We start from the raw sequence: 22731 nt of genomic DNA, 5'->3' as shown, positions 1-22731 counted from the left end.
GGGGTATTCCTCAGGGCTTTGCGGGATACCGCCTTCCTGCTCAGAGATAGGCAGGATGCGATCGCTTCTTCCCTGAACCATGTTCAGGAGAGTTCAGCGTGAATGTATCAGGTATTCCTCCCCCGCAGCAGCGTTGTTTAGCCAGTCAGTTTCCGAGAGGGTTGGATTGGAGAAGCAAACAGTTCGTAGCTGAAGAGGGGCCGAGCAGCTACACCCTATGACGCAAAGGGGGTGAACTCCTTGTGAAGGCAGCAATGCTCCTTGTGGCAAGGTTTCTTTGGTCTCAGGGTGGTAGGGTAAGGAGGTGGTTGCTCAAGCAGCTGTAAATAAAGCCTGCAAAACTTTCGATTGCTGCCTTACTTTTGCTTGGCATTTTGTCCCCCGCTAGCCCGATGCTGTCGACGGGTGGGAGCCGGAGGGCTGCTTTTGCCCAATCTTTCGCTCCAGATATCCCCATTGAGGAAGCCATTCAGATCGCTCGATCTGCCGTGCCCAATGCCGTGATCAAAAAATGATCAAAAAAGATGAGTTGGAGCGCGAAGATGGGCGCCTAGTTTGGGAAGTGAAATTTACCAACGACATTAAAGTCAAGATCGACGCCACTACCGGTGACATTGTCGATATCGACGACTAGCACTCAGGAGGTGCCCTTGCCTAGGCGGGGGTGAGCGTTGCCGGAAAAGGTTGTAGCTGTTACTGCTTGATGAATGAGAACTGCGAAAGCCGGGGATCCCTTGCATTTTGGGCATGGAGAGGGCGTCATCGGTAGTTGACGGATAGCTGAAACCAGTTCGACTGCCGGCCGAGGACAGGTGGCCGAGTCAGTCTGAGCTAGAATGCTGTCTATCCGTCTTGCTGCTCCCCCTGATGGACGACCCCCCTTTAGCCTCGGCGGCTACTTTCCCCAACACTGAGCTTTCGTGGGGAGATGCGTCTCTTAGTCTCCTTTGGGTCATCGGTCTTCTGGTCATCAACGCTTTTTTTGTCGCGGTCGAGTTTTCCTTGGTATCGGCGCGGCGCTCCCGGATGGTGCAGTTGGCCAGCGAGGGAAACCGCCAGGCGGCAATTGTGCAAAAAGCCCAAGAGCAACTGGAATATGCCCTCTCCACCACCCAGTTGGGCATTACCCTGGCCAGTGTGTTGTTGGGCTGGATCGGGGCTACGCAAGTGGCGCCGACGCTGTTTCTGGCCTTGAGGCAGTTGGCTTGGCTTCAGAACCTGGATCCGGCCCTTGTTCGAGGGGTGGCAGTGGTGCTGGTGTTTTCGCTGCTTACCTACTTGCAGATTGTGGTGGGGGAGCTGATCCCGAAGACTCTGGCCATCCTCTATTCCGAGCCGATTGCGCTAAAACTGGCCTGGCTCAACCGCTTGGTAAGCCGCTTCTTGCATCCTTTTGTCGAGCTGCTCCGCTTCTCCTCCCGCTGTGTGCTGCGCATCTTGGGCGTCCGCATCCCCGAGGCCACTTCCTTTTACAGCACCATGACGGTGGAGGAGCTGCAACTGTTGATCGCTTCCTCGGTAGAGTCGGGCAACATCGAGGCGGAAGAGCGAGAGCTTTTGAGCAACATCTTCGAGTTTGGCGAGACGGTGGCCAGCGAGGTGATGATCCCGCGTACCAGCATCGACGCGGTGCCGGAAACTGCAACGGTGCAAGAGGTGCTGGCCGAGGTGGCCGAATCAGGACACTCCCGTTACCCGGTCTACGGCGAGTCTTTGGATGACATCCGCGGGCTGATCCACGTCAAGGAAGTCATTGGGGAGCTGGCCAAGGGATCCATCGACCTCCACAGCCCCATCACGCCTTTTATCCGCGAGGCCCACTTTGAGCCGGAGAACAAGCCAATTGCGGAACTGTTGCCCGAAATGAGGCAGCACCACTGGCCGATGGTGGTGGTGGTGGATGAGTTTGGCGGCACGGCGGGCCTGATCACCATTCAAGACTTGGTGGAGGAGATTGTCGGCAAGCTCTCCGATGGCCCGGATCCCAACACCAAGGAGCCGGACATCCAAGAACTTGACGAAAATACCTTGCTCATCCAGGCTCAGCTAGATATTGAAGAGATCAACGAGCGCTGTGGCCTCAACCTGCCTTTGCACAAGGATTACCAAACGCTGGGGGGCTTTTTGATCTACCACATGCAGAAGATCCCACGTGCTGGGGAAAAGTTCACCTACAAAGAGATGGAGTTTCAGGTGGTGCGCATGGAGGGGCCACGGGTGGATCGGGTGAAGGTAGCCCGCCGCCCCGGCACCCCGGCAAACTCCCTACCGCTGCTCCCCCCAGCGCAAACGGCAAAAACCCGTCCATAAGCCCGCTAGGAGAGCATTAGGTCCTTGCCTTGACCACTTTCAGGGTCTGCAGGCGCACATCCTCTGGGCCGTTGATAAAGCCGCCTGCCTCATGCACCAACAGCAGATAGTTCACCGCCTCTTGAGTCACCTCTTCTCCCGGCACCAAAATCGGGATCCCAGGTGGATAGGGGGAGATGATCTCGGCGCAGATATGGCCCACTGCTTCTTGGAAAGGCACCCGCTGAATGGGAGCAAAAAAAGCCTCCCGGGGTGATAGCCGTTGTGGTGGCAAGCAAGGACGGGGCAGTTGTGCCAGCCGCTGCATTTTTTCCATTGCCGCTCTGGATGGGCGGGATCCCTGAAAATGTTGCGACAGGGCGGCGAAACTTTCCACCAGGCGGTCAATGTCTCGCTGGGTATTGCCGATGCTGACAATGAAGACCACATTGTGCAGGGTGGACATCTCCGGCTGCACGTGGAAGTGATCGTTAACCCAGTCGTGAGCGTCGAAGCCGAACAACCCCAGCTCTGTCACCGTTACCGTGAGACGGGTGCGGTCGAAATCGAAAAAACCAGGGGTGGAGCCGATACGCTCTGGGCCAAAACAGCGCAAGCCGGGGATGCGGTTGAGACGGGCGCGGGCTTGATCTGCCAAAGCCAAGGCTTGGCCCAGCAGGGCTTCTCCCTCCAGTGCCATCTGCCGCCGTGCCACATCCAGCGACATCATCAGCACATAGCTGGGACTGGTCGATTGCAGCAGTTGCAGAATGTTGCGCACCCGGTTGGGGTCGATACGGGATCCCTGCAGGTGGAGCAGCGAGGCTTGCGTCATGCCGGAGATCACCTTGTGGGTGGACTGCACCACCAGATCGGCTCCGGCTTCCAAGGCCGAAATGGGCAATTGCGGATGAAACCCAAAATGGGGCCCGTGGGCCTCGTCCACCAATAGCGGTAGGCCATGGGCATGGGCGATGGAGGCCAAAGCCTGCACATCGCAGCAGACCCCGTAGTAGGTGGGGCTGACTACCAAAACGCCTTTGGCATCGGGATGCTCTGCCAAGGCCCCCTCCAAACCGGCTGGGGTAATCCCGTGGGCAATGCCCAGCTCCGGGTCAAAATCCGGCTCGATATAGGCCGGCACCGCCCCAGAGAGGATCACCCCGGCAATGGCGGACTTGTGGCAGTTGCGCTGCAACAAGATCTTGTCGCCTGGATCGCACACGGCCATCACCAGTGTTTCCACGCCACAGGTGGAACCGTTGACCAAAAACCAACTGCGATCCGCTCCATAAGCTGCTGCCGCCAGCTCCTGGGCCTCTCGGATCACGCCATCGGGGTCGTGGAGGTTGTCCACCTCTGGCAGCTCGGTCAGATCTGCCCGGAAGACGTTCTCTCCCAAAAAGGTCCGCAAGTCGGCAGGGATCCCGCGCCCCTGTTTGTGGCCTGGCGTATGAAAAGGAGCTTTGTCCAAGCTGCAATAGTGGCGGATGGCCTCAAACAGAGGTGCTCGCTCCTGGGCTTTGCGATCCAGCGAGCGCAAGCAACGAGAGGTTTTGGACAGATTGGACAGAACCACAGACCACTCCTCAACACACCAGGTGGGCATTTTGTGATTATCCATCCCAATGGAGGCTAAGTCCACCGCCGGCCCTTTTCCTGCTAGCCTGGGTTTTCAGGTTGCCTTTCTTCTTCTTCTGCAATCTTGCCTGCGATGTTCGAGAAATTGCCCTTCCCCGTCAGTACCCTCGTTTTGTTGGCCGGAGTTGCCGCCACGGCTTGGGGCTTTGCCCACTACAACGATCCCACCCTCAATCTCATTGGCCTGTTTGCCGGGATCCCCTTGCTGTTGGGAGGGATAACCATGAAGGTAGTGGAACTCAAGCCGGTACCTGCCCTGGCCGCCCCTTCTCTCGAGGTGATCCAAGCCCGCGCCCAGCAGGCCACGGAAATTCAAAAGCAAGTCCGCGCCGATATCACCAAATATAGCTACGGGGCTAATGCCCACCTGGAAGATGCCCTGGAGTTTCTGGGTCTGCGCGGCCCTCTGGAAGCAGATCTGCCCAAGGTGAGAGGGTACAGAGAAGAGCTGCGAGATGGCCGGTATACCTTGGTGCTTCTGTTCGATTCCCCCAAGGTTCCCTTCCAACAATGGCAGGAAAGCTACCAGAAAAAAATGCAAGGCTTCTTTGGCCGAGATGTGGAGGTGCAACTGGGGCAGCCCCAAGAAAATCAGGTGGAATTGGCGCTTGTTGCCCGAGGTGGATCCCTGACCACCTGAGCAAGGCTTAACCTTCCACCTCATCTGTCAGTTTCACGACTTTTTCACGGGTCGGCTCTTAGAATCAGAGCATCTCATAGGGAAGGTGTGTTGAGGACTGAAACACTAGAGGAAGGATAACCAGGGATCCCATTGGCTGGGATCCCTATTTTTTTCCATCGAGGGGGCGGGAAAGAATTAACGGGATCCCTCTCTGAGCAGCACAAGGATAACCCCGGCAATGATGCTAATCGTGGCTCCTGCGATCAAGCTGGTTGCCAGCCGCTCTAGCCGCTCCCCAACCGATTGAGCAGTGTCGAACTTGAAGCCCAACTTATCGACATCGGCGGAAAGTTTGCTGACACTTTGGGAGAGGTTATCCACCCTGTCGGTCAGGCTATCTACTCGGTTAGTCAGGTTGTCTACTCGATCCGTGAGGTTATCCACCTGCTCGGTCAAGCTATCCACCCGGTGAGACAACCCATCGACGCGCCCCAGCACTTCCCTCTGCTGGTTCACCAAAACTTCTACAACACGCTCAATCCGGTCTAGCCGATCCTCTGTGGGGGTTGTCATCAAATTGATCTCGTAGGTTCCTAATCTTAAAGTAAACAAACGAGCAAGGGATCTTTGTTGGTAAAGACTCTCCAGCCCATCAGGCTAACTCTTATGGGCCTCAGCCGCTTGATCCTGAATAATCCAGGTACGCAGGATTTGAATTTCATCAGCGCTCAAGTGACCTAGGCGATCCATGCCGGTGCCGTTGCGACGAATATAGGCCAATTCTGGGGATCCACTGCGTCCGATAAAAGATCCGGGAGACTCTCCCTGGGGATCACTCACAGGAACCCTGGGCGTAGGTTCAGCTCCTTCCCTGCCCTGCGACAACAAACTCAGGGCATCCACTCCCCCCCCATTCAAACGGATCCCTGCAGCTCGCTGGATGACAGCATGACGAGCTAACCAACGCGGTTTGAGCAACTCGCTATTTTCCGATCCCGGCGTTACATAACGCATCACCGCAGCATAACTATCTAAAGGGCTGCGCCGCATCCGACCGGCCTGCTGATGACAACCTACACAACTGGCTTCTAGCAAGGGCTTAATATCTCGCTGGTAACTGTACTGAGGCTCGGTGCGGAAAGTCAATTCTATGGGCTTTTGTAAATCCAGCTCTTTGGCTGCAGGCAAGAGTATTCTGTAATCTGTGCTGTAGCTGAGTAGCTGTAAAGGCTGAAAGATCAGCTCGTTTCCCTGAATGTCAAAGGCCACCTCCACAGGGGGCTGGATCCCGAAGGCTAGACCTGTTATTCCGGCTGGAAGCTGTCGATCAAAACGCAGATGGATATTTTGGTCAATTGGGATCCCTCTTTGGCCATTGGAAGGATTGCTGGAGACCAATGTAATTCCATTTGCAAAGGGAGCAGTAGATTCTACCTGGGCTTGCTGCATCGGTGCTCGCGGCTGTAAAAGAGCCAACGCATCAGGATAGAAAATGGTATGCTGCTCCAATTGAGCGGGGGAGGGGTTTTGCTGCCAAACGCTGCGAGGCATTCGCACGGTAAATAGAGGGGCTTGCCGATCCCCGGCTTGTCCCAGTACCTCCAAGGTGATCTGCTCCGGCTGCGGTTGCGCTTGGAATTGTTGCGCCAAAGCTCGCAAAACCAGAGGACGTGATTGCTCGACTAGCTGCGAATAGCTCTGACCCTGTACCGGTAGAGAAAGGCGATAGGTTTGTGACCACCCTGCGTCAATCGAAGCCAGCACCCAAGCCAGAACCAAGCTGAGCAATAGGGATCCCAGTCTCACCCAAAATCGGCAAGAAAAGTTTGATCTCAGCATTGAGCCACAGCTTGCCTCACAATCTACTCTTTTGGGAAAGTTGAATAATTGAAATATCCTTTCATTTTTAGCAAAGCAATGCAACTGATTCAGCTACAGGAAAGCAGCCTTCGTCGGTGAAGAGCTTCCTTTAGTCTTCCAAAATCGTCGGGGTAATTAAGACAACAACTTCACGTCTATCGTTTGTTGTAGTTTGTCTACGAAAGAGAGAACCCAACAGGGGGATTTCAGCAAGAAGGGGGACTTTATCAACAGATACTCGATCTTCCTCTTGTATCAATCCTCCAAGAAATAGTGTTTCTCGATCTTTAAGTCTGGTTTGCAATGTTCCGACAGAACGCTGATTGAGCAAACTAATAATAGTGCCATCAGGAAGTGTAATTTGACTGCCAATAGATGAGATCTGTGGAAGAAGATTCAACGTAACGTAGCCATTGTCATCAATCCTAACATTTTGAATAATCAAGTTGACTCCTGCGTTGCCCTTCTCGAAAATAATTGCTGTCAGGCCTGTTGCAGGATCCGTCTGTATTATCCTGTTGGTAATAACTTCCTGGCCAACCACAATAGCTGCGCCAGTGTTATTCGCGACTACTACTTTTGGATCGGCCAATATCTTAGCTGTTCCTGAAGCAATGGCTGCATCTATACGAGCTGCTAGAGATTGCTGTAATCGATTCAAGGTGTTAAACACAAGTGAGCCTCCAGTCCCTGCAGCAGGAACAGAACCAACATTAGGAACTGAGGACCCAGCAGGTTGGTTAAGAGGAGTTCCACCAAAGACGGTGTTGTCTCCGGATCCCAGCGCAAAGTTGCCAGAAGCACCGCCTAATGCAACTCCCAGATCAGAGTTGTTATTGAGATTGATTTCAATAAACCTAGCACTAATTAAGACCTGCCGACTTCTTAGATCAATTTGGGCAAGATATGCTGCAATTACATCATGCTGGGTAGGTGTGGCAACAATAGTTAGCGAATTTGTTCTTGGATCTGCCTGAATTGCCGACTGTTGATCTAAAGGAATGTTTGATGCTTCCAAGATTCCCTGGATTCTATTTCTGATTTCACTCGGAGTAATACTTAGTTGCCTAGCATTGATTTCAACTGTTCCTCCCCCTGCAGCACCGGCAGCAGTTAAATTGAAAGTTTGCTCTGTCTCTTCGATTCTCAGTTGATTGAGTCTGTACGTCTTGACGATCTGCTGGCCAACTCCAGGGAGTGTAGTGCCGATAAAAACCGTTTGCCCTGAACGAGATGCTTGAAGTTCCTTCAGGCGCAAAATAAAGTTAAATGTTTCTTGTAGAGGTGAATCAGCCACATCTAAGGAAATCGTCAGGTCTGGAGGGACGTCATTGAGAACTACGTTCAGTCCAGCTCGACGCACCAGCAGACTCAACACATCACCCACAGGGGCATCCTTGAGGGTTAAGGTAATTGTGGCATTTGAACCCAAGTCAACTGGAGGGGGAGCCGGAATAATATTGCCGACAGCAAGATCTCCGGCCGGAGGAGCCACTGCTCGACCTTGAAACGGAGACGCACTAGGATCAGTAGCTCTCGAAGGCAGCTGAGGTTGGTTAAGCTGGCCCACAGGGGGGACCTGAGAAATCACGGGTGCAGCAGGAACAGCAGGTGCAGGAGGAGCCGCTTGAGTTGTCTGCGGAGGGGCAGGGTTTTGAGCGACCGGTTGGGAGGCAGGGGCAGGAGCTGCGGGCTGAGGAGCAGGAGCCACGGGCTGAGGTCGGTTTAGTGACGCCGGTTGGCCGGGCGCTACTGGGTTGGACGAGGGTTGAGGGGGAACCGCCGCTAGGGGAGCCAGTGGGGCAGAGGGTAGGCCCTCAAAGTCGAAGACCAACTGCGTCGGGCTGCGCCGAGCCAGCAAGCCTTGGGGAGCTGCGGCCACACCGGCTATTTCTATCCGCACGCTGTCGTTGCTCAACTGCCGGGCCTCAATGAAGCGCACCCCCGGCAGGGGAGACTCTTGGCGATAGCGGCCCTGGCTTCCGCTCAATTGAGCATTGGTGATGTCCCCGATCCAAGATTGTCCCTGCTGGGTAAAGAACACCTGTGGGCGAGCGCCCCCTTCGGTGTTGATCTCCAACTGCATGCGGTTGCCGTTGGGCACCAGGCGGATATCTGTGATGCGGCTGAGGCGTTGCGGGTTTGCGGAGGTCAACTGTTGAGCGGCTGCCTCATTGACCCGGCTTTCTAAGGCCAATGGGGGCAGGGACAGGATCAAGCCCAACGCACACCCATAAGCAACTCGACGGTTCATCATCCTCACACCTCACTCCTTCACCCAGTCGTATTCTTGCTTCACCTCGCCACGGGTGCCTTTGGCCTCGTTCACCCCGTGCTTCCCTAATCAAAGCCGAAATCTCGGACTTTGCCACTACCTGTAGCCGTTTCGGGAGCAATTTTTCCCAGATCTTCGATTCGGCAACACTATCCGTGCTGAACCGGCGGTTGTTCCCGTCTTCTGAAAACCAGAGGGGATCCCGCACTGGCAGGATCTCCCCCTGAGTCAAGGCATGGCTGGGCTACTGACCAGGTGCCGTTTGCCCTTCAGGTGGAGGAGCAGTGCCCAACGGAACGTCTTTGTTGTAGATGTAGGCAATCAAATCAAAAGCAGCGTCCAGTTCCCCTGTGTCTTGAACAGGATTTAAGCTGATGTTGCTCACCCGGAACAGCGTGCGCAGACGTTCTATATCTCCCATCAGATTGATCAGCTCCGTATAGGGGCCACGCAGAGCGACACGGGTGGTCTGCACTTGGATGGCGGGAGCGATGATCCCAGGCACTTCCGGATTGGCCGAAGACGCTGGAGTCAGTGGAGAAGGGCTAAAGCTGCGCAGCTCGCTGTTGGGCTGCCCCTGCACCAGCCGGTTGAGATCCAGCAGTTGCGTGTCGGCATTCTCGGGGGTGGAGAGCAGGGCACTGATCTGTTCCCGCTCCACGCGAGCTCTCTCGACCTGATTGGGCACATCTTGCAAACTGGCAATCTGGCTCTTTATGTCCTGCAACTGGGTGGTTTTGTTGGCTACCTCCCTTTCCAAAGCCTGTACCTCCTCGATCAAGGGGCGAAGTTGGGTGAAGGCCAGAAACCCCGCCGCGCCTAGCCCTGTGATCCCGATTAAAAGACCAATTCGAATGGGGGTCAGCTCCACGCCCAGCAGTACCGGCGGCCCTGCCGGGGGAACCACCAGTTGTTCGTCGGGAAAACCTTCAACTGATCCAGTCATCAGTTCGCCTCCACTCGACGCAAAATGCGGATCTTTTCAACCAAGCCTATCGCTCCCCGCTGCTCCAGCTCGCGGGTAAATTCTGGGTCAGGATCCCCCAGGGTACGGATGGTTACGGTTATGCCGTAGGTAACGCTGGGCTCGGTTACGTCTGTGCCGTCCACCCGGGAGCTGCTGTTCAGGACGGCGCTGGTAACAAAGTTGGAATCCAGCAGGGTGAGCAAAAAGTCGTTCACCAAGGGAAAGTCCAGCGCCCCTCCTTGGATATTGACGGTATCCCCGGAAGCGCTGATGTTGGTTATCCATACCCCCTGGCCGGGGATCTTGCGCCGCAGCTCTTCCAAGATGGCCGACCAAGGCTGGACGGATCCCAGAAAGGAGCGGAACCCTTCCGTTTGGGCGCGAATGGTTTGCAGCTCTTGATTGGCATTCTGCAGCTGGGACAACTCAGCATTGGCTGTGCTGAGCTCACTGTCAAGGCGAGCCCGCTCCGCCCTCAAGGTTTCTCTCTGGCGGGAAAAGCTGTCTTGGAAATACCAAAAAGCTCCCATCGCTACAGCAGCAACAGCAACCCCCAGGCCAATGGCCGGGATCCAATTCTGGGATCCCTCTGCAGCCTCAGCTGCGACTACTGCTCCCCCACCTGTTCGAGCTGTGGTGAGGACATCCGGCCTTTCTTTGAGGAAATTGATCTCCGGTGTGTACATCTCTTTAACCGCCTTGTGCGCTATTCCATCGGTTGGGCGAGCTTGCGCTGCCTGCTGCCGCTACTTGGTGTCTTCCCGTAACGCCAACCCCAGGGCCACTCCCATTGCTGGGCGTTCCTCCAGGGGCAGTTCCACTGAATCCGGCACGACAATGTTGCCAAAGGGATCCGCCAACTCCACCGCCACGCTCAACGACTGAGATAAGAAGCCGTCGATTTGGCCGATGCTTGCCCCAGTTCCGGCCAGCAGTACTTTCACCACAGGCGAGCTGCTTTCTGTGCTCGTAAAGAAGTCGATGGAGCGCTTCAGTTCATCCGCCAAATCGGAGACAACGCGCGTTACTGCTGCTACACCGGGATTGCTGGGCGCTGGCTGTTCTCCCGTGGCCAAAATATCGGTGGGGTTGATCAAGGGTAACCTCAGAGTTCGCAACAGGTCGCCGGTGCGGCTAAGCGGCAGATTCAGGGATTGGGCCAGCACCTGCCGCATGTGGATGGTGCCGATGTTGACGGTGCGGGTAAATTGCGGGATCCCGTTCACCAAAATGCTGATCTCGCTGCTGTCGTAGCCGATGGAGCTGAGCAACACGGCCTCTTGGGGGCCGTACTGGGTTAGCTGATCGCGGATGGTGCGAATGAGGGAGAAGCTGGCCAGCTCCACACAGCGCACCTGCAAATTGGCTGCCTGCAGCACCTCCAGGTAATTATCCACCACCTCTTTGGGGATGGCCACCAGCAAGACTTCGATGCGCTCAATGCCATCCTGGGAAAGATCGAGACCCAAGGGCTGGTAATCGACATCCGCCTGATCCCGCGGGTAGGGAATGTAGAGTTCGGCCTCCTGCTCCAAAACCACCCGGCGCAACTCATCGGCGGGCAGGTCGGCAGGCAGGCGAATGAGACGAACGATGGCCTCCCTTACGGGCACTGCTGTGGCTGCCGGCAGGTTGGTGGGTACCTTGTTTTCATTGAGCAAATTCATCAGGATCAAGCCAACTGTGCTCGGATCGAGGATGCGTCCTTCGATCATCGCCCCTTCTGGCATGTCCACGCTGTGGTAGTGGGCTAAACGATAGCGACCATTGCCCTGCTTTTTCAGTTGGGCAACGGCGATGCGCTCGGGGTTGATGTCCACCCCAAGCATGGTTCGGGTTTTGGAACCACCAAGAAAACTAAACACGCCGGGAAACCCCGCCCTTTGCGCTACTGCTAGAGGCATACTACCCAATTTGTAGGTGGGTTACCACTGTTCGCCATTGGCCGCGGGGAAATCCTTGTCTGGGCCGATCCCTCCCTGCCAGCCGCAAGTGCAGGGCTTGCGCGGTGTTGAGCGGTGTTGGAAATTCGCTTGACTCAACGGGTCTGTTGCCGCGCCCACTCACGGAACTGTTGTAACCGCTCAAAACCCTTCTTCCTCGAGGGCCTGGACGTTTTGCACAATCCGGGAGAGCTCGTTTTTCTCATCCACATTGATGCGGGTCGGGGATCCGCTGATGATGCGCTCGTAGCCCCGGAAGGAATCGCGGATTTGGATGCCCGCATTGGAGATCAGGTACTCGCGGATCCCTTTGTCGTGCCAGGATCCCCGCATTTTGAAGACATTGAGGGCGCGGGCCATTTCTCCGCGGATCTCCACGTATTGCAGCAGGATGATCGTGTCGGTGATGGTGGAGATGTGGGATTCGGTGATGGAATGGGATCCCATGAATTGGTCGGTGGTGTTGGTGAAAAAGCCGGTGATCTCCTCCTGCTTGGCCAGGCCAGTTACCCCGATTACAAACTGGCGGAAGGCATTTTGGCTCACTCCCCGCGCCAGGGCTGACAGGGAGTCGATGGCCATGCGGGAGGGCTTGAAGGCCATCATCTCGGTTTTGATCTTCTGCAGGTGGTCTTCCAGGCCGGCAGATTCTGGGTAGGCGCAGATGATCTTGAGGAGGCCCTGCCGCTCGAACTCTTCCAGGTCAATGCCCCAGGAGGAGGCGTTGCGGGACAGCTGCGCCCGCGACTCTTCGTAGGCAAAGAGAATGCAGCGTTCCCCATCCAGGCAGCCCCGCTCCAGGAATTTGCTCACCAGCGAGGTTTTGCCCGTGCCGGTGGCGCCGGTGGCCAAAATAATCGAGTCTTTGAAGAAGCCGCCGCCGCACATTTCGTCCAGCTTCTCGATGCCGGAGGAGACCCGCACGTTGGAGGAGCGCTGGGTCAGTTGCATGGCTCCCAGGGGGAAGATGTTGATCCCGTCATTGGTGATGGTGAAGGGATATTCCCCCTTCATGTGGGTGGTGCCCCGCAGCTTCAAGATCTCAATGGTGCGCCGCCGTTTCTCTCCCTCCAGGATGTTGCGTAGGATCACCACGTTATCGGAGACGAATTCTTCCACACCGTAGCGGGCGATGGGGCCGTACTCGTCGGTGCGCTCCGTGGTCATGACGGTGGTGACGTTGGCCTGCTTGAGGCGGGCCGTCAGGCGGAACAGCTCCCGCCGCACCACACCGGCAGGGTCGTACTGCTGAAAGATGGCCGTCACCGAGTCGATGGAGACCCGCTTGGCTTTGTATTTGCGAATGGCGTACTGAATGCGCTCGATGAGGGCGGACAAATCGAAATTGCCGCTCACCTCATAGCCTTCGGGATCGGGGGAGGCATCCAGGATAAACAGTTGGCCCCTGTCGATGAGGGCCTGCAGATCCCAGCCAAAGCTGGAGGCATTGCGAATGATATCGGCGGGGGTTTCCTCGAAGGTGACGAAGATCCCCGGCTCTTGATACTTCACGATGCCGTTGTAAAGGAACTGCATGGCAAACAGGGTTTTGCCGGTGCCGGAGGTGCCGCTGACCAAGGTGGTGCGTCCCAGGGGTAGCCCACCGTGACTGATGTCTTCAAAGCCCTCGATGCCCGTCTGTTTTTTGGGGATCCCTCGCAGCTCTGAGAGATCCGCCCGGTGGTTGTCTGGGGTTGGTTCGGTGGAGTCCTCTGCGGTGTTATCTTGTGGCTTTTCTGGCTCAGAAGGCCCCAATGACTGGTTCATCCCACTCTCCTTGCTCCTGCAGCCTGTCTCAAGCCTCTTCGTCCAATTCTTCGTAGAGCAGATCCAGGCCGATGAGCACTTTCTCGCGGTTGGACAGATCGCCAATAATCTTCCGCACCGGTGGCGGCAGGATTTTGGCCAAGGTCGGCGTTGCCAAGATCTTATCTTCCTCTGCCAGTTGCGGATTTTTCAAGACATCGATCACCTTCAGGCTGTACACGCCGCGGAACTCCTTTTCCAAGATGTCTTGCAAGGTGCTGAGGGCACGCAGAGAATTGGGGGTGTTGCCCGCCACGTAGAGCTTGAGAACATAGGCTTTGCGAGTGGACATATCTAAGGATCCCTTGGAGCGGTTTTGGGAATGGAGCGGCGGTACATTTCGCTCAGGTGGGCCATCACATCGATCAGGGTAAGGCGGTAATCCAGCAGGATCTCTTCGCTGCGGCCTTCCAGCTTCAATTGTTTGGCAAAGTCTTCCATCAAGTTCATGTGCAGCTCCAGCAGTTGAGCAGCGCCGATATCGGCAAAAAAGGCCAAGGCCACCAGCTCGTCGATGCGGGCATTGACGGTCTCGGGAGATTGAAAATAGTCCAAGACGATTGCCTGGTAAAGGTTACGCAGCCGTCGCATGAGGGCTTGCTGCTCGTGGGGCGGGAGGCGACGGTAAAACAGCTCCGGGTCACGATGATAGTACACTCCGGCGTAGCCCAGCCGTTCCCGCAATTTCTCCGCCAGCCGTCGCTGTTGTTGGTTGCTGTAGGCCAGGTAGGGCTGATCGCTGGGATGCGCTGGGCCCTGCGGGAGGCCGCAAGTGGGAGACATCTGCAGAAACAAGGCGATGGCCCGATCCACCAGCAGCTCCAAGACGGAAGGGGATCCCGAAGCGGTACAGTCGGCCCGCACCTGCCCCTTCAGCTCCTGTGGCGAAATGGGACGGACGAGGGTGGCGTTGTGGTAGAAAAACTGCTCTCGCTTGAGCAATGCTTTCACCAAAGATGAGGTGGCAGGGATCTCTCCTTCCGTCTCCGGTGTTTCCTTTTGCAGGTGGGATTCTTCCAGCACAATCGCCAACACCGTCGGCAGCAGCAGTCCCCACGCGCAGAGCTGATTGCCCAGATCGTGCAGCTCTTGCAGCCGAGTGGGATCCACCAGGAGCACCAAGCAATCGACATGGCCGTCTTGTCTCCTGAGAGCCTCTAGGAAGGTAGCTTGATCCTGAAAACACTCGACAACAAAGCGTTCAGGGGGTAGCCAGTCCTCGCAAGCTAGGGGCTCTCCTGCTGGCGGCTCCCAATCCAGCAACAGGTTGATGCGCAGTGGATGGGTGTCAGGCAACAAGACAAAGGATGAAGATATATTTCCTATCTTAAATCTGACCGGGATCCGCGCTCACCGGCCAGAGGAAAAGAGCGGGAGAAAAACCTAAACTAGGGGTGAGTGAGCTGCTGCCGAGATCCCTATGGTGCCCCTGATCATCGATTGCGACCCTGGTCAAGACGATGCGGTGGCTCTGCTGCTGGCTATGGCGTCGCCAGAAGAGCTGCAATTGCTGGGCATTACCACGGTGGCTGGCAATGTCTCCTTGGACAAAACCAGCCGCAATGCTCGACAGATCTGTGAATTGGCCGGTCAGCCGCAGATGGGGGTGTATGCTGGCTGCCCCCGACCTCTCTTGCGCCCTCTGGAAACCGCCGAGCAGGTGCATGGCAAAACCGGGATCGACGGAGCGGATCTGCCGGAGCCCCAGATGCCTTTGGGATCCCAGCATGCAGTGCCCTATCTCATCGAGACGCTGATGGCTGCCCCTGAGCCGGTTACCTTGGCTTTGCTGGGCCCGATGACCAACTTGGCGGTGGCCCTGGTGCAGCAGCCCCGGATTGTGGAGCGCATCCGGCGGCTGGTGTTTATGGGGGGATCCGCCTTTGAGGGGAATGTTACCCCGGCAGCCGAGTTCAACATCCTCACCGATCCCCACGCCGCCCAGATCGTGCTCAGCGCCGGGATCCCGGAGGTGGTGATGCTGGGCTTGCACGTCACCCAACAGGTCCTCAGCACGCCGGAGCGGATTGAGCGCATCCGCGCCCTGGGCACCCGCGTTGGGCAGACGGTGGCCAATATGCTCACCTTTTACGGTAAGGTCGACGTAGAACGCTACGGGCTACCGGGAGGGCCATTGCACGACCCTTGTGTGATTGCCTATCTGTTACAGCCGCAGTTGTTCGAGCTCAAGCCCTGCTACGTCGAGGTGGAAACGGCTAGCCCCTTGAACCTGGGCCGGACGGTGGTGGATCGCTGGGGATCCAGTGGTCGCCTCGCCAATGTTCAGGTGGCTTTTGGGGTGGATGCCCAGGGGTTTTACCACCTGCTCACCGAGCGCCTGGGCCGTTACCGATAATTCTGATAGTTCTGATCCTTGAGGCCAGATCCGAAGGTGGAGAATCCCAGCGCCGTCCAACGTGCCAAGCTGGAGTGGGTGAACCTGCCCACCGCCGTCACCCTGCTGCGGCTGGCAGGGATCCCTTTTGTTTTGCTGGGCCTGAGCCTGCGATCCCCACTGGGGGAGAGGTTGGCCCTCTGGGCGTTCCTGTTGGCGGCGGCAACCGATTGGCTGGATGGCCATTTGGCCCGCCGTTATGGCTTGGTAACCGATATGGGCAAGTTTTTGGATCCTCTGGTGGATAAGCTGCTGGTGTTGGCGCCGCTGCTGGGCCTGCTGGAACTGGGGCGGATCCCCGCTTGGGGCGTGTTTTTGCTGGTGGGGCGGGAGCTGGCCATCGCCGGCTGGCGGGTCAACCAAAGCCAAATCCGCGGTGCCAATTTCTGGGGCAAAGCCAAGACGGTAACCCAAATCCTGGCCATTGCTTTGCTGATTTTGGGGTGGCCGGGAGGGATCCCTTGTTTTTGGGTGGCGGTGGTTCTCACCCTGATCTCGGGCCTGACCTACCTGCACACCGATCATCCCCATCATGCGCAGTCACCCGGCAGGCCATAGCCCTTGTCAGATCCCCCCGCCCCTCGCCGACAGAGGAGACACCCCACCTGAGCAGCGCATCCTCGGCCTAGATCCAGGTCTGGGAACCATGGGTTTTGGTTGCATTCTGGCGGGATCTGCGGGGTTGAAACCTGTGGATTATGGGGTGATCAGCACCCCCAGCCAACACTCGATGCCGGAGCGGCTGCAAACGCTGCACGAGGATTTGAGCCAGTTGCTGCGCCAACTGCGCCCGCATCAGGTGGGGCTGGAAAAACTTTTTTTCTACAAAATGGGCAATACCATTGCCATCGCCCAAGCCCGTGGCGTGATCCTGCTCACCTTGGCCCAGCATCATCTGTTGCCGGTGGAGTTTACGCCCGCCCAAGTCAAGCAAAGTTTGACAGGCTACGGACGCGCCGACAAGCAGGCTGTACAAGCTGCCGTGGCCCGGGAACTCAACCTGCCCAGCTTGCCCCGCCCGGATGATGCCGCCGATGCCTTGGCGATTGCCATCACGGTCTGGCACCACCGCTTCTCTTGAGGGATCCCCTCCCTGTCAATCCCCTACCTTTAGCAGAGATAAAGATTGGCCAATAAAGATGGGCTAGACTCAGTACAGCGAGAAGCACAAGCCCTATGCCTTCTTCTTCCGTGGATGTTCGCGAGCTACCCCTGTTTCCCTTGCCGGAGGTGGTGCTGTTTCCGGGCCGACCTCTGCCGCTGCACATATTCGAGTACCGCTACCGCATGATGATCAACACCATCCTGGAGACGGATCGCCGCTTTGGGGTGCTGATGTTCAATCCCCAGACGGGATCCCCGGTGCGGGTAGGGTGTTGTGCTGAGGTGTTGCAGGTGCAGCGATTGCCGGATGACCGCATGGACATTTTGACCTTGGGGCAGCAGCGCTTCCGCGTCTTGGATTACGTGCGGGAAAAACCCTTCCGGGTGGGGCTGGTGGAATGGATTGAGGATGAGCCGACCACCCCTTCCGATGACCTGCAGAGCTGGGTGCGCCAGGTTACCACTCTCCTTCAAGATGTGGTGCGTCTCTCGGGCAAGCTAATGGAGCGGGATGCACAGTTGCCGGAGCAGCTCCCCACCACCCCCATAGAACTGTCCTACTGGGTGGCTAGCCACTTCCATGGGGCCCCCCAAGAGCAGCAAGCTCTGCTGGAAATGGTCAGTACCGAAAGGCGGCTGCGCCGGGAAGCCGAAATTCTCGAGTCCACCCGCAAGCACTTGGCCGCCCGCACGGCCCTCAAGGATCTGTTCACGGAAATTTCCTGAGGTTCCTGTCAGTTGGTCAGGTCTGCTCCCATCTGTTCTGGTGGCTCTTGTGGACCTTTCCAGAGAGTGCCCTTTGCCTTTCTCGACCAGGCAGAGCAGAATGCTTCCCCCGGAAAGGTTGGGTATTTCTTGAGGATCCCTTCCCCGTTTTTCATGGCCTACGCTCGCCGCTACTTGCGCTTTCCCTCTCAGATCTTGGGCCGGGAAATGGAGATGCTCCACTTTGGGCATCACGGCTACCCGCTGATCTGTCTGCCCACCAGCAACGGGCGTTTTTTTGACGTGGAAGATCGCGGCATTATTGCCAGCCTCAGCCATCATCTGGAACAGGGCTATTTGCAGGCTTTTTGCGTGGAAACCCTAGATTGGGAGACTTTGTTCAACCGCCAGCTGGACTTGCCCCAACGGCGGGATCGTTGGCTGTTGTTGGAGCAGCACTGGGTAGAAGAGCTGATCCCCTACGCCAAGGCCGAGGCGCAAAATGAGTTTCTGGTGGTGGCTGGGTTTTCCCTGGGAGCTACCCATGCTGTCAACCTCACCTGTCGGCATCCCGGCCTAGTGCGCCGTTGTTTGGCTCTGGGGGGGCCCTACGATGTGGCCGCTCTCGGCTCTGTCACCGGCTGGGATCCCCAACGGGCAGAGCAGGAGCTGTATTTCATCAACCCGCTGGCCTATATGTCCAACATGAGCCGGCAACTCTGGGATCACTTGGGCGGGCGCAACACCGAGCTGAAGCTGCTCACCGCTCGCCACGACCACTGCCTCAGCGACAATCTGCGCCTGGCAGAAGTGCTCAGCCGCAACGACATCCCCCATCAACTGGAGGTATGGGAGGGGAATCACGATTGGCCCACTTGGCAAGCGCAAATCCGCGCCTTCGCGTAGGATCCCTTGCAGGGAATAGCTTTTGAGAGAGCTTTGATGATTGAAGACTATTGGGTTGGCAGCCTGCACTTCAGCGAGCCTTTTGGGGACGATACTCTGGCCCGCCTCAACGCACTTCCCCCTGTTCAAGCTCGCAACGGCCAAACTTACAAGATCCGGGCCGAACATGTCACCATTCACGAGGTGAACCTGGATTACCGCACCAAGTATCGCCTGATCCTGGATCGTTTCAGCTACCTTTACCCCCAAGCCATCGGCCTGTTCATGGGCTTTGCCTTTCGGGGGGTTTACCTCATCAACAACCCGTTTAGCTTTTATTACTACCTGCGCAACAAAGATGCTGCCTACATGGTGGTCAAAGAGCTGGGGATCTCCATCCCCAAAACTTACATTCTGCCCCCTAAAGAAGCCCCCGCATTGAAAGCAGAGGACTTTAAGTATCACAAGTTTTTCGATTGGCAGGGGATGGCGGAAGATCTGGGCTGGCCAATTGTGATTAAGCCGGCGGAGGGGCGAGAGGCCATTGGAGTAGAAATAGCCCACAACATGGAGCAGCTCCTCTATTTTTACGACCGCTCTGGATCTCAGGTGATGATGATCCAAGAGAAGGTCAAAACCCCTTACCCTTGGCAGATTCGCGCCCTCTGCATTGGCCGAAAGATCATTCCGATCAAGTATATCTTTCGCAAGTTCGATGCCAGCGAATATCTGTTTGATCCAGAATTTCTCACGCCGGAAATGGGCCAGAAAGTCATCAATACCTGTCGGATTATCAATCGAGTTTTGGGCTATGAAATGAACTCGGTGGAGCTATTCATCGACGAGCAGGGAGAGCTCCAGGCCATCGACTTTAACAATCCGGTGCCCGATGGGCGGCTCAAGGCTTTGGGAGAGATCTTCTACAACGATTACCAGCAGGCCCTTTGCGATTTGGTCTTGGACATCGTGCGGGAACAGCGTCCTTTCGACTTCCTGCCCCCAGATATCAACCGCTTTGCTCACATTGCCCGACGGGCTGACCTCACCCGCGAGCAGAAGTTTCAGATGGCTCTGGATTTGGCCAACCGTTACTACGAGCCCAGGGATCCCGATTAAAATCAAACCAGAACCCACAAGTGTGGTTTTCCGCTGGGGAAGTTGTGGACGGGCAAAGGAGCAGCAGCGTGGTTTCCGACCCCGCTTCAGGGTGGTCCATAATCAAGCAGGCGCAGGGATCCTGCCAGGTGCTGCATTTGGCGGCGGGGGATCCCCTCTTGAGTCGGCAAGAGCATTGGGGGCCTTTTCCCAGCCAAGCTGAGGCAATTGCACGGCGGGTTGGTCTGATCCGAGCAGGCAAATGTCAACCGGGTTGAAATGGCGCTGGTGCCACGATATTCGCGAGATCCCGGCAGTGGCCTGGCACGCTTTGCAAACGGAGCGCACCTCTCCTTTTTTGGAATACGAATGGTTGCACAGCCTAGAAAGCTCAGGTTGTGCCAGCCGCAGGACAGGGTGGCTGCCCTGTCACCTGTTGGTGGAGGCAGACGGCCAGTTGATTGCTGCTGCCCCCTTGTATTTGAAAAGCCACAGTCAAGGGGAGTTTGTCTTTGACCAAGAATGGGCTGCAGTTGCCGGCCAATTGGGGGAACGCTACTACCCGAAGTTAATCGGCATGGCCCCCTTCACCCCGGCCACGGGCTATCGCATCCTCGTCCATCCCGAGTATTCGGAAGCAGAGGTGTGGTCGTTGATGCTGGCAGCCATTGACCGGTTTTGCCAAGAGAAGGATATTTCGGTGTTTAGCTTGCTTTATGTAGATCTGGACTGGCGGACTCAATTGGAGTCGGATGGATTTACGCCCCGGATCACCCACAACTACCAGTGGCACAACCCCGGCTACCGCTCTTACGAAGACTTTTTGAGCCAGTTCAATGCCAACCAGCGGCGCAACATCAAGCGAGAGCGGGCTGCAATGGAAAAAAGCGGCCTAGAACTCAAGATTTACACAGGAGAGGAGATCACGCCCCGCCTGTTGTCTCTCATGTACGACTTTTACAGCAACACCTGCGCCCAATTTTGGAACTGGAGCAAATATCTCAATCGCCGCTTTTTCGAGTCTCTCTATCCCAACTATCGGGAGCGAGTTGTGCTGGTGGCCGGGGAACGGAATGCAGAAATTGTGGGGATGTCTTTTTGTATTCGTAAGGGAGATCGCCTGTTCGGGCGCTACTGGGGTTGTCGGGAGGAGGTGAAGTTTTTGCACTTTAACGTTTGCTACTACGAGCCCATTGCCCTCGCCATCCGAGAAGGGATCCGCAACTTTGATCCCGGCGCAGGGGGATCCCATAAGATTCGACGGGGATTTCCGGCCACGCCTGTGTACAGCTACCACCGCTTCTACAGCCGAAGGCTACAACAGGTTTTGGTGCCCTACCTAAACCGGGTTAACCCTCTCATGTTGGCCGAGCTGGAGAATGTGAATCAAAACGAGGTTCCTTTTCGAGAAGATGTTTTGCCTTCTCTATCTGCTTTGACCAAGGAGTAATCCACTCCATTGGATCGGGTTTTCAATCCCTGTCAGCAGTTGGCGGCTGACATGCTTTTTGCCCTGCTACAGCTTTTTTCGGCAATACTGACTCCAGCCAACACAGACCTGACCTATGGTTGTAGTTACTTCGAATTTCGGCGAAACGGCTTAATGGAACATCCGATCCCTTCCGGCCTTCCTGATCCCGTTAAACCTGGGGATCTCTTGGCGTTGGAGGTCACGGCCCTGACCCCCCAGGGAGATGGCATTGCCCACACGGTAGGACTTGGACAAGGGCGAGTGGTGTTTGTGTCCCAGGCGGTGCCCGGGGATCAGGTGGTGGCCCAAATAACCGAGATCAAGCGCAACTACTTGGTCGGGCGAATTCGGTCGCTGATTTCTCCCTCTCCCCAACGGGTGCGACCAGCCTGCATTGTGGCGGACAAATGTGGTGGCTGCCAATGGCAACATGTCAGCTATGCCCAGCAATTGGCCACCAAGCAGCAAATCCTCAGGGATGCACTGGAGCGGATTGGCGGTCTGACTCTGCCGCAGCCTGTCCCTATTTTGGGATCCCAGCAGCCGCTGCGCTATCGCAACAAGGTCACCTACCCCATGGCCAAACCGGAGGGCCAGCCCTTGCGCATGGGCTACTACCAACGGGGCAGCCACCGCCTGGTGAACCTCAACCAATGCCCCGTGCAAGACGAGCGGCTGGATGTGTTCCTGAGGGAAATCAAGCGGGATCTCCAAGAAACGGGCTGGAGTGTCTACGACGAAAGTCGTCACCAAGGTCATCTCCGCCACTTGGGTTTGCGCATCGGTCGCCGTACCCGCGAGGTGCTCCTGACCTTGGTCAGTTGCAGTCGTCGCCTGCCCCATCTGGAAAGCTGGGCCGAACGCTGGATGCAGCGCTACCCTGACCTGGTGGGGGTCTGTCTCAATCTCAACTCGGCCCGCACCAATGCCATCTTCGGCCCGGAGACTGAGGTGATTGCCGGTCGGGGGTCTTTGCGGGAGGAATTTGCCGGTTTTTCCCTCTGGATCGACAGCACCTCTTTCTTCCAGGTCAACACAGAGCAAGCAGAAGCCTTTTTTACCTGGATAGCCGACCAACTGAACCTGCGGGGAGAGGAAACCATCCTGGATGCCTACTGTGGCATCGGCACCTTAACCTTGCTGCTGGCGCAACGGGCGAAACGGGCGATGGGGGTGGAAGCTTTGCCGGAAGCGGTCGCCCAAGCCCGCTACAATGCCCAGTTCAACGGTATCGCCTCAGCCCAATTTTTCCAGGGCACGGTGGAACAGGTTTTGCCGACCCTGCCCCCTGCCGACATTGTGGTGCTGGATCCGCCGCGGCGCGGCTGCGACCGCCAAGTGCTCGAGACCCTAAAGCTGCGACGACCACCACGCATCGTCTACATTAGCTGTCACCCTGCCACTTTGGCGCGAGACTTGCAGATCCTACTGGCAGAGGGATCCTATCGCCTTACCCAATGGCGGGCGGCTGACTTCTTTCCCCAAACCGGGCATGTGGAGGGGGTGGCCTTTTTGGAGCGAGTTTGAAGAGTACGCACCCTGACCAAAAGGCGCGGCAAGCTCCGTCCTTCAGGGCAGGGAAGGATAGCGCGAACCGTAGCCTATATCGTTGTCATCACGCATAGGCCAAGAATACGATTGAGCGGTGCAACGACTTCAAGCCTTCAAGTACG

At 56.7% G+C, this 22731-nt stretch carries 22 protein-coding genes; 12 read left to right on the top strand and 10 right to left on the bottom strand.

The window, feature by feature from the left end; translation table 11 throughout:
• Positions 1–511 precede the first annotated feature (511 nt).
• Together NW839_RS04350 and NW839_RS04345 are read left to right on the top strand one after the other, a co-directional pair.
• On the top strand, positions 512–634 hold the full coding sequence (locus tag NW839_RS04350) for a PepSY domain-containing protein (protein ID WP_414350581.1): 123 nt from the start codon (positions 512–514) through the stop codon (positions 632–634).
• A 233-nt stretch (positions 635–867) separates the two neighbouring features.
• The gene (locus tag NW839_RS04345; RefSeq protein ID WP_414350583.1) at positions 868–2310 is read left to right on the top strand and encodes a hemolysin family protein; all 1443 of its coding nucleotides are present in this window, start codon (positions 868–870) and stop codon (positions 2308–2310) included.
• A gap of 16 nt (positions 2311–2326) precedes the next feature.
• Here the strand turns inward: NW839_RS04345 and NW839_RS04340 are convergent, their stop codons facing one another.
• On the bottom strand, positions 2327–3868 hold the full coding sequence (locus NW839_RS04340) for an aminotransferase class I/II-fold pyridoxal phosphate-dependent enzyme (RefSeq protein ID WP_414350586.1): 1542 nt from the start codon (positions 3866–3868) through the stop codon (positions 2327–2329).
• 135 nt (positions 3869–4003) lie between these two features.
• On the opposite strand from NW839_RS04340, the gene NW839_RS04335 reads away from it, so the two are divergent.
• Positions 4004–4570: a DUF2854 domain-containing protein gene (locus tag NW839_RS04335; protein WP_414350587.1), complete on the top strand. Its 567-nt coding sequence runs from the start codon at positions 4004–4006 to the stop codon at positions 4568–4570.
• A gap of 177 nt (positions 4571–4747) precedes the next feature.
• On the opposite strand, the gene NW839_RS04330 is transcribed toward NW839_RS04335, so the two are convergent.
• The 9 genes from NW839_RS04330 to NW839_RS04290 form a co-directional block, all read right to left on the bottom strand.
• On the bottom strand, positions 4748–5125 hold the full coding sequence (locus NW839_RS04330; protein ID WP_414329093.1) for a hypothetical protein: 378 nt from the start codon (positions 5123–5125) through the stop codon (positions 4748–4750).
• 84 nt (positions 5126–5209) lie between these two features.
• A complete protein-coding gene (locus tag NW839_RS04325; RefSeq protein WP_414350589.1) occupies positions 5210–6391 on the bottom strand; it encodes an Ig-like domain-containing protein in 1182 nt (393 codons plus the stop codon).
• Between the two features lie 130 nt (positions 6392–6521).
• A complete protein-coding gene (locus tag NW839_RS04320; RefSeq protein ID WP_414380487.1) occupies positions 6522–8666 on the bottom strand; it encodes an AMIN domain-containing protein in 2145 nt (714 codons plus the stop codon).
• A gap of 265 nt (positions 8667–8931) precedes the next feature.
• Positions 8932–9633, bottom strand: a complete 702-nt coding sequence (locus NW839_RS04315; protein WP_414350594.1) for a hypothetical protein — start codon at positions 9631–9633, stop codon at positions 8932–8934.
• On the bottom strand, positions 9633–10340 hold the full coding sequence (locus tag NW839_RS04310) for a PilN domain-containing protein (RefSeq protein WP_414350597.1): 708 nt from the start codon (positions 10338–10340) through the stop codon (positions 9633–9635). Before NW839_RS04310 ends, NW839_RS04315 begins: the two co-directional genes overlap by 1 nt.
• Positions 10341–10400: 60 nt before the next feature.
• Positions 10401–11519 (bottom strand): type IV pilus biogenesis protein PilM, encoded by a 1119-nt coding sequence (gene pilM / locus NW839_RS04305; protein ID WP_414350600.1) that lies wholly within the window; start codon positions 11517–11519, stop codon positions 10401–10403.
• A 219-nt stretch (positions 11520–11738) separates the two neighbouring features.
• Positions 11739–13364: a circadian clock protein KaiC gene (kaiC, locus tag NW839_RS04300; RefSeq protein WP_414350602.1), complete on the bottom strand. Its 1626-nt coding sequence runs from the start codon at positions 13362–13364 to the stop codon at positions 11739–11741.
• A 28-nt stretch (positions 13365–13392) separates the two neighbouring features.
• A complete protein-coding gene (gene kaiB, locus NW839_RS04295) occupies positions 13393–13695 on the bottom strand; it encodes a circadian clock protein KaiB (RefSeq protein ID WP_011430723.1) in 303 nt (100 codons plus the stop codon).
• Between the two features lie 2 nt (positions 13696–13697).
• Positions 13698–14702, bottom strand: a complete 1005-nt coding sequence (locus NW839_RS04290) for a circadian clock protein KaiA (protein ID WP_414343474.1) — start codon at positions 14700–14702, stop codon at positions 13698–13700.
• 121 nt (positions 14703–14823) lie between these two features.
• Between NW839_RS04290 and NW839_RS04285 the strand changes: the two genes are divergently transcribed.
• From NW839_RS04285 to rlmD, 9 genes are all read left to right on the top strand, one after another.
• Positions 14824–15759, top strand: coding sequence for a nucleoside hydrolase (locus tag NW839_RS04285; RefSeq protein WP_414350605.1), 936 nt, complete (start codon positions 14824–14826; stop codon positions 15757–15759).
• A 78-nt stretch (positions 15760–15837) separates the two neighbouring features.
• Entirely contained in the window at positions 15838–16356 is a 519-nt protein-coding gene (pgsA, locus tag NW839_RS04280) for a CDP-diacylglycerol--glycerol-3-phosphate 3-phosphatidyltransferase (protein WP_414329287.1), read from the top strand.
• A gap of 10 nt (positions 16357–16366) precedes the next feature.
• The gene (ruvC, locus tag NW839_RS04275) at positions 16367–16879 is read left to right on the top strand and encodes a crossover junction endodeoxyribonuclease RuvC (RefSeq protein WP_414329288.1); all 513 of its coding nucleotides are present in this window, start codon (positions 16367–16369) and stop codon (positions 16877–16879) included.
• Between the two features lie 95 nt (positions 16880–16974).
• The gene (locus tag NW839_RS04270; protein WP_011432147.1) at positions 16975–17628 is read left to right on the top strand and encodes an LON peptidase substrate-binding domain-containing protein; all 654 of its coding nucleotides are present in this window, start codon (positions 16975–16977) and stop codon (positions 17626–17628) included.
• 66 nt (positions 17629–17694) lie between these two features.
• The gene (locus tag NW839_RS04265) at positions 17695–18513 is read left to right on the top strand and encodes an alpha/beta hydrolase-fold protein (RefSeq protein ID WP_414380485.1); all 819 of its coding nucleotides are present in this window, start codon (positions 17695–17697) and stop codon (positions 18511–18513) included.
• A 36-nt stretch (positions 18514–18549) separates the two neighbouring features.
• Positions 18550–19608, top strand: a complete 1059-nt coding sequence (locus NW839_RS04260) for an ATP-grasp domain-containing protein (RefSeq protein ID WP_414350608.1) — start codon at positions 18550–18552, stop codon at positions 19606–19608.
• A gap of 68 nt (positions 19609–19676) precedes the next feature.
• Positions 19677–19865, top strand: coding sequence for a hypothetical protein (locus NW839_RS04255; protein ID WP_414350610.1), 189 nt, complete (start codon positions 19677–19679; stop codon positions 19863–19865).
• Positions 19850–21037, top strand: coding sequence for a GNAT family N-acetyltransferase (locus NW839_RS04250; RefSeq protein ID WP_414350611.1), 1188 nt, complete (start codon positions 19850–19852; stop codon positions 21035–21037). The genes NW839_RS04255 and NW839_RS04250 overlap by 16 nt, the downstream gene beginning before the upstream one ends.
• Before the next feature lie 153 nt (positions 21038–21190).
• A complete protein-coding gene (rlmD, locus tag NW839_RS04245; RefSeq protein ID WP_011432153.1) occupies positions 21191–22585 on the top strand; it encodes a 23S rRNA (uracil(1939)-C(5))-methyltransferase RlmD in 1395 nt (464 codons plus the stop codon).
• The last annotated feature ends 146 nt before the right edge of the window (positions 22586–22731 follow it).

This window comes from Synechococcus sp. R5-15 (assembly GCF_047462035.1).
Classification (GTDB): Bacteria; Cyanobacteriota; Cyanobacteriia; order Thermostichales; family Thermostichaceae; genus Thermostichus.
Note: the sequence above shows the minus strand (reverse complement) of the source record. Positions and strands in the feature narration are given on the sequence as shown.

Bases quoted from the DNA above. Each gene is read 5' to 3' on its own strand.
- kaiC (WP_414350602.1), bottom strand. From the start codon at position 13,364: ATGAACCAGTCATTGGGGCCTTCTGAGCCAGAAAAGCCACAAGATAAC.
- kaiB (WP_011430723.1), bottom strand. From the start codon at position 13,695: ATGTCCACTCGCAAAGCCTATGTTCTCAAGCTCTACGTGGCGGGCAAC.
- rlmD (WP_011432153.1), top strand. From the start codon at position 21,191: ATGGAACATCCGATCCCTTCCGGCCTTCCTGATCCCGTTAAACCTGGG.
- NW839_RS04350 (WP_414350581.1), top strand. From the start codon at position 512: ATGATCAAAAAAGATGAGTTGGAGCGCGAAGATGGGCGCCTAGTTTGG.
- NW839_RS04250 (WP_414350611.1), top strand. From the start codon at position 19,850: ATGTCAACCGGGTTGAAATGGCGCTGGTGCCACGATATTCGCGAGATC.
- NW839_RS04325 (WP_414350589.1), bottom strand. From the start codon at position 6,391: ATGCTGAGATCAAACTTTTCTTGCCGATTTTGGGTGAGACTGGGATCC.
- NW839_RS04285 (WP_414350605.1), top strand. From the start codon at position 14,824: ATGGTGCCCCTGATCATCGATTGCGACCCTGGTCAAGACGATGCGGTG.
- NW839_RS04260 (WP_414350608.1), top strand. From the start codon at position 18,550: ATGATTGAAGACTATTGGGTTGGCAGCCTGCACTTCAGCGAGCCTTTT.
- NW839_RS04330 (WP_414329093.1), bottom strand. From the start codon at position 5,125: ATGACAACCCCCACAGAGGATCGGCTAGACCGGATTGAGCGTGTTGTA.
- NW839_RS04310 (WP_414350597.1), bottom strand. From the start codon at position 10,340: ATGTACACACCGGAGATCAATTTCCTCAAAGAAAGGCCGGATGTCCTC.
- NW839_RS04345 (WP_414350583.1), top strand. From the start codon at position 868: ATGGACGACCCCCCTTTAGCCTCGGCGGCTACTTTCCCCAACACTGAG.
- NW839_RS04270 (WP_011432147.1), top strand. From the start codon at position 16,975: ATGCCTTCTTCTTCCGTGGATGTTCGCGAGCTACCCCTGTTTCCCTTG.
- NW839_RS04315 (WP_414350594.1), bottom strand. From the start codon at position 9,633: ATGACTGGATCAGTTGAAGGTTTTCCCGACGAACAACTGGTGGTTCCC.
- NW839_RS04320 (WP_414380487.1), bottom strand. From the start codon at position 8,666: ATGAACCGTCGAGTTGCTTATGGGTGTGCGTTGGGCTTGATCCTGTCC.
- NW839_RS04335 (WP_414350587.1), top strand. From the start codon at position 4,004: ATGTTCGAGAAATTGCCCTTCCCCGTCAGTACCCTCGTTTTGTTGGCC.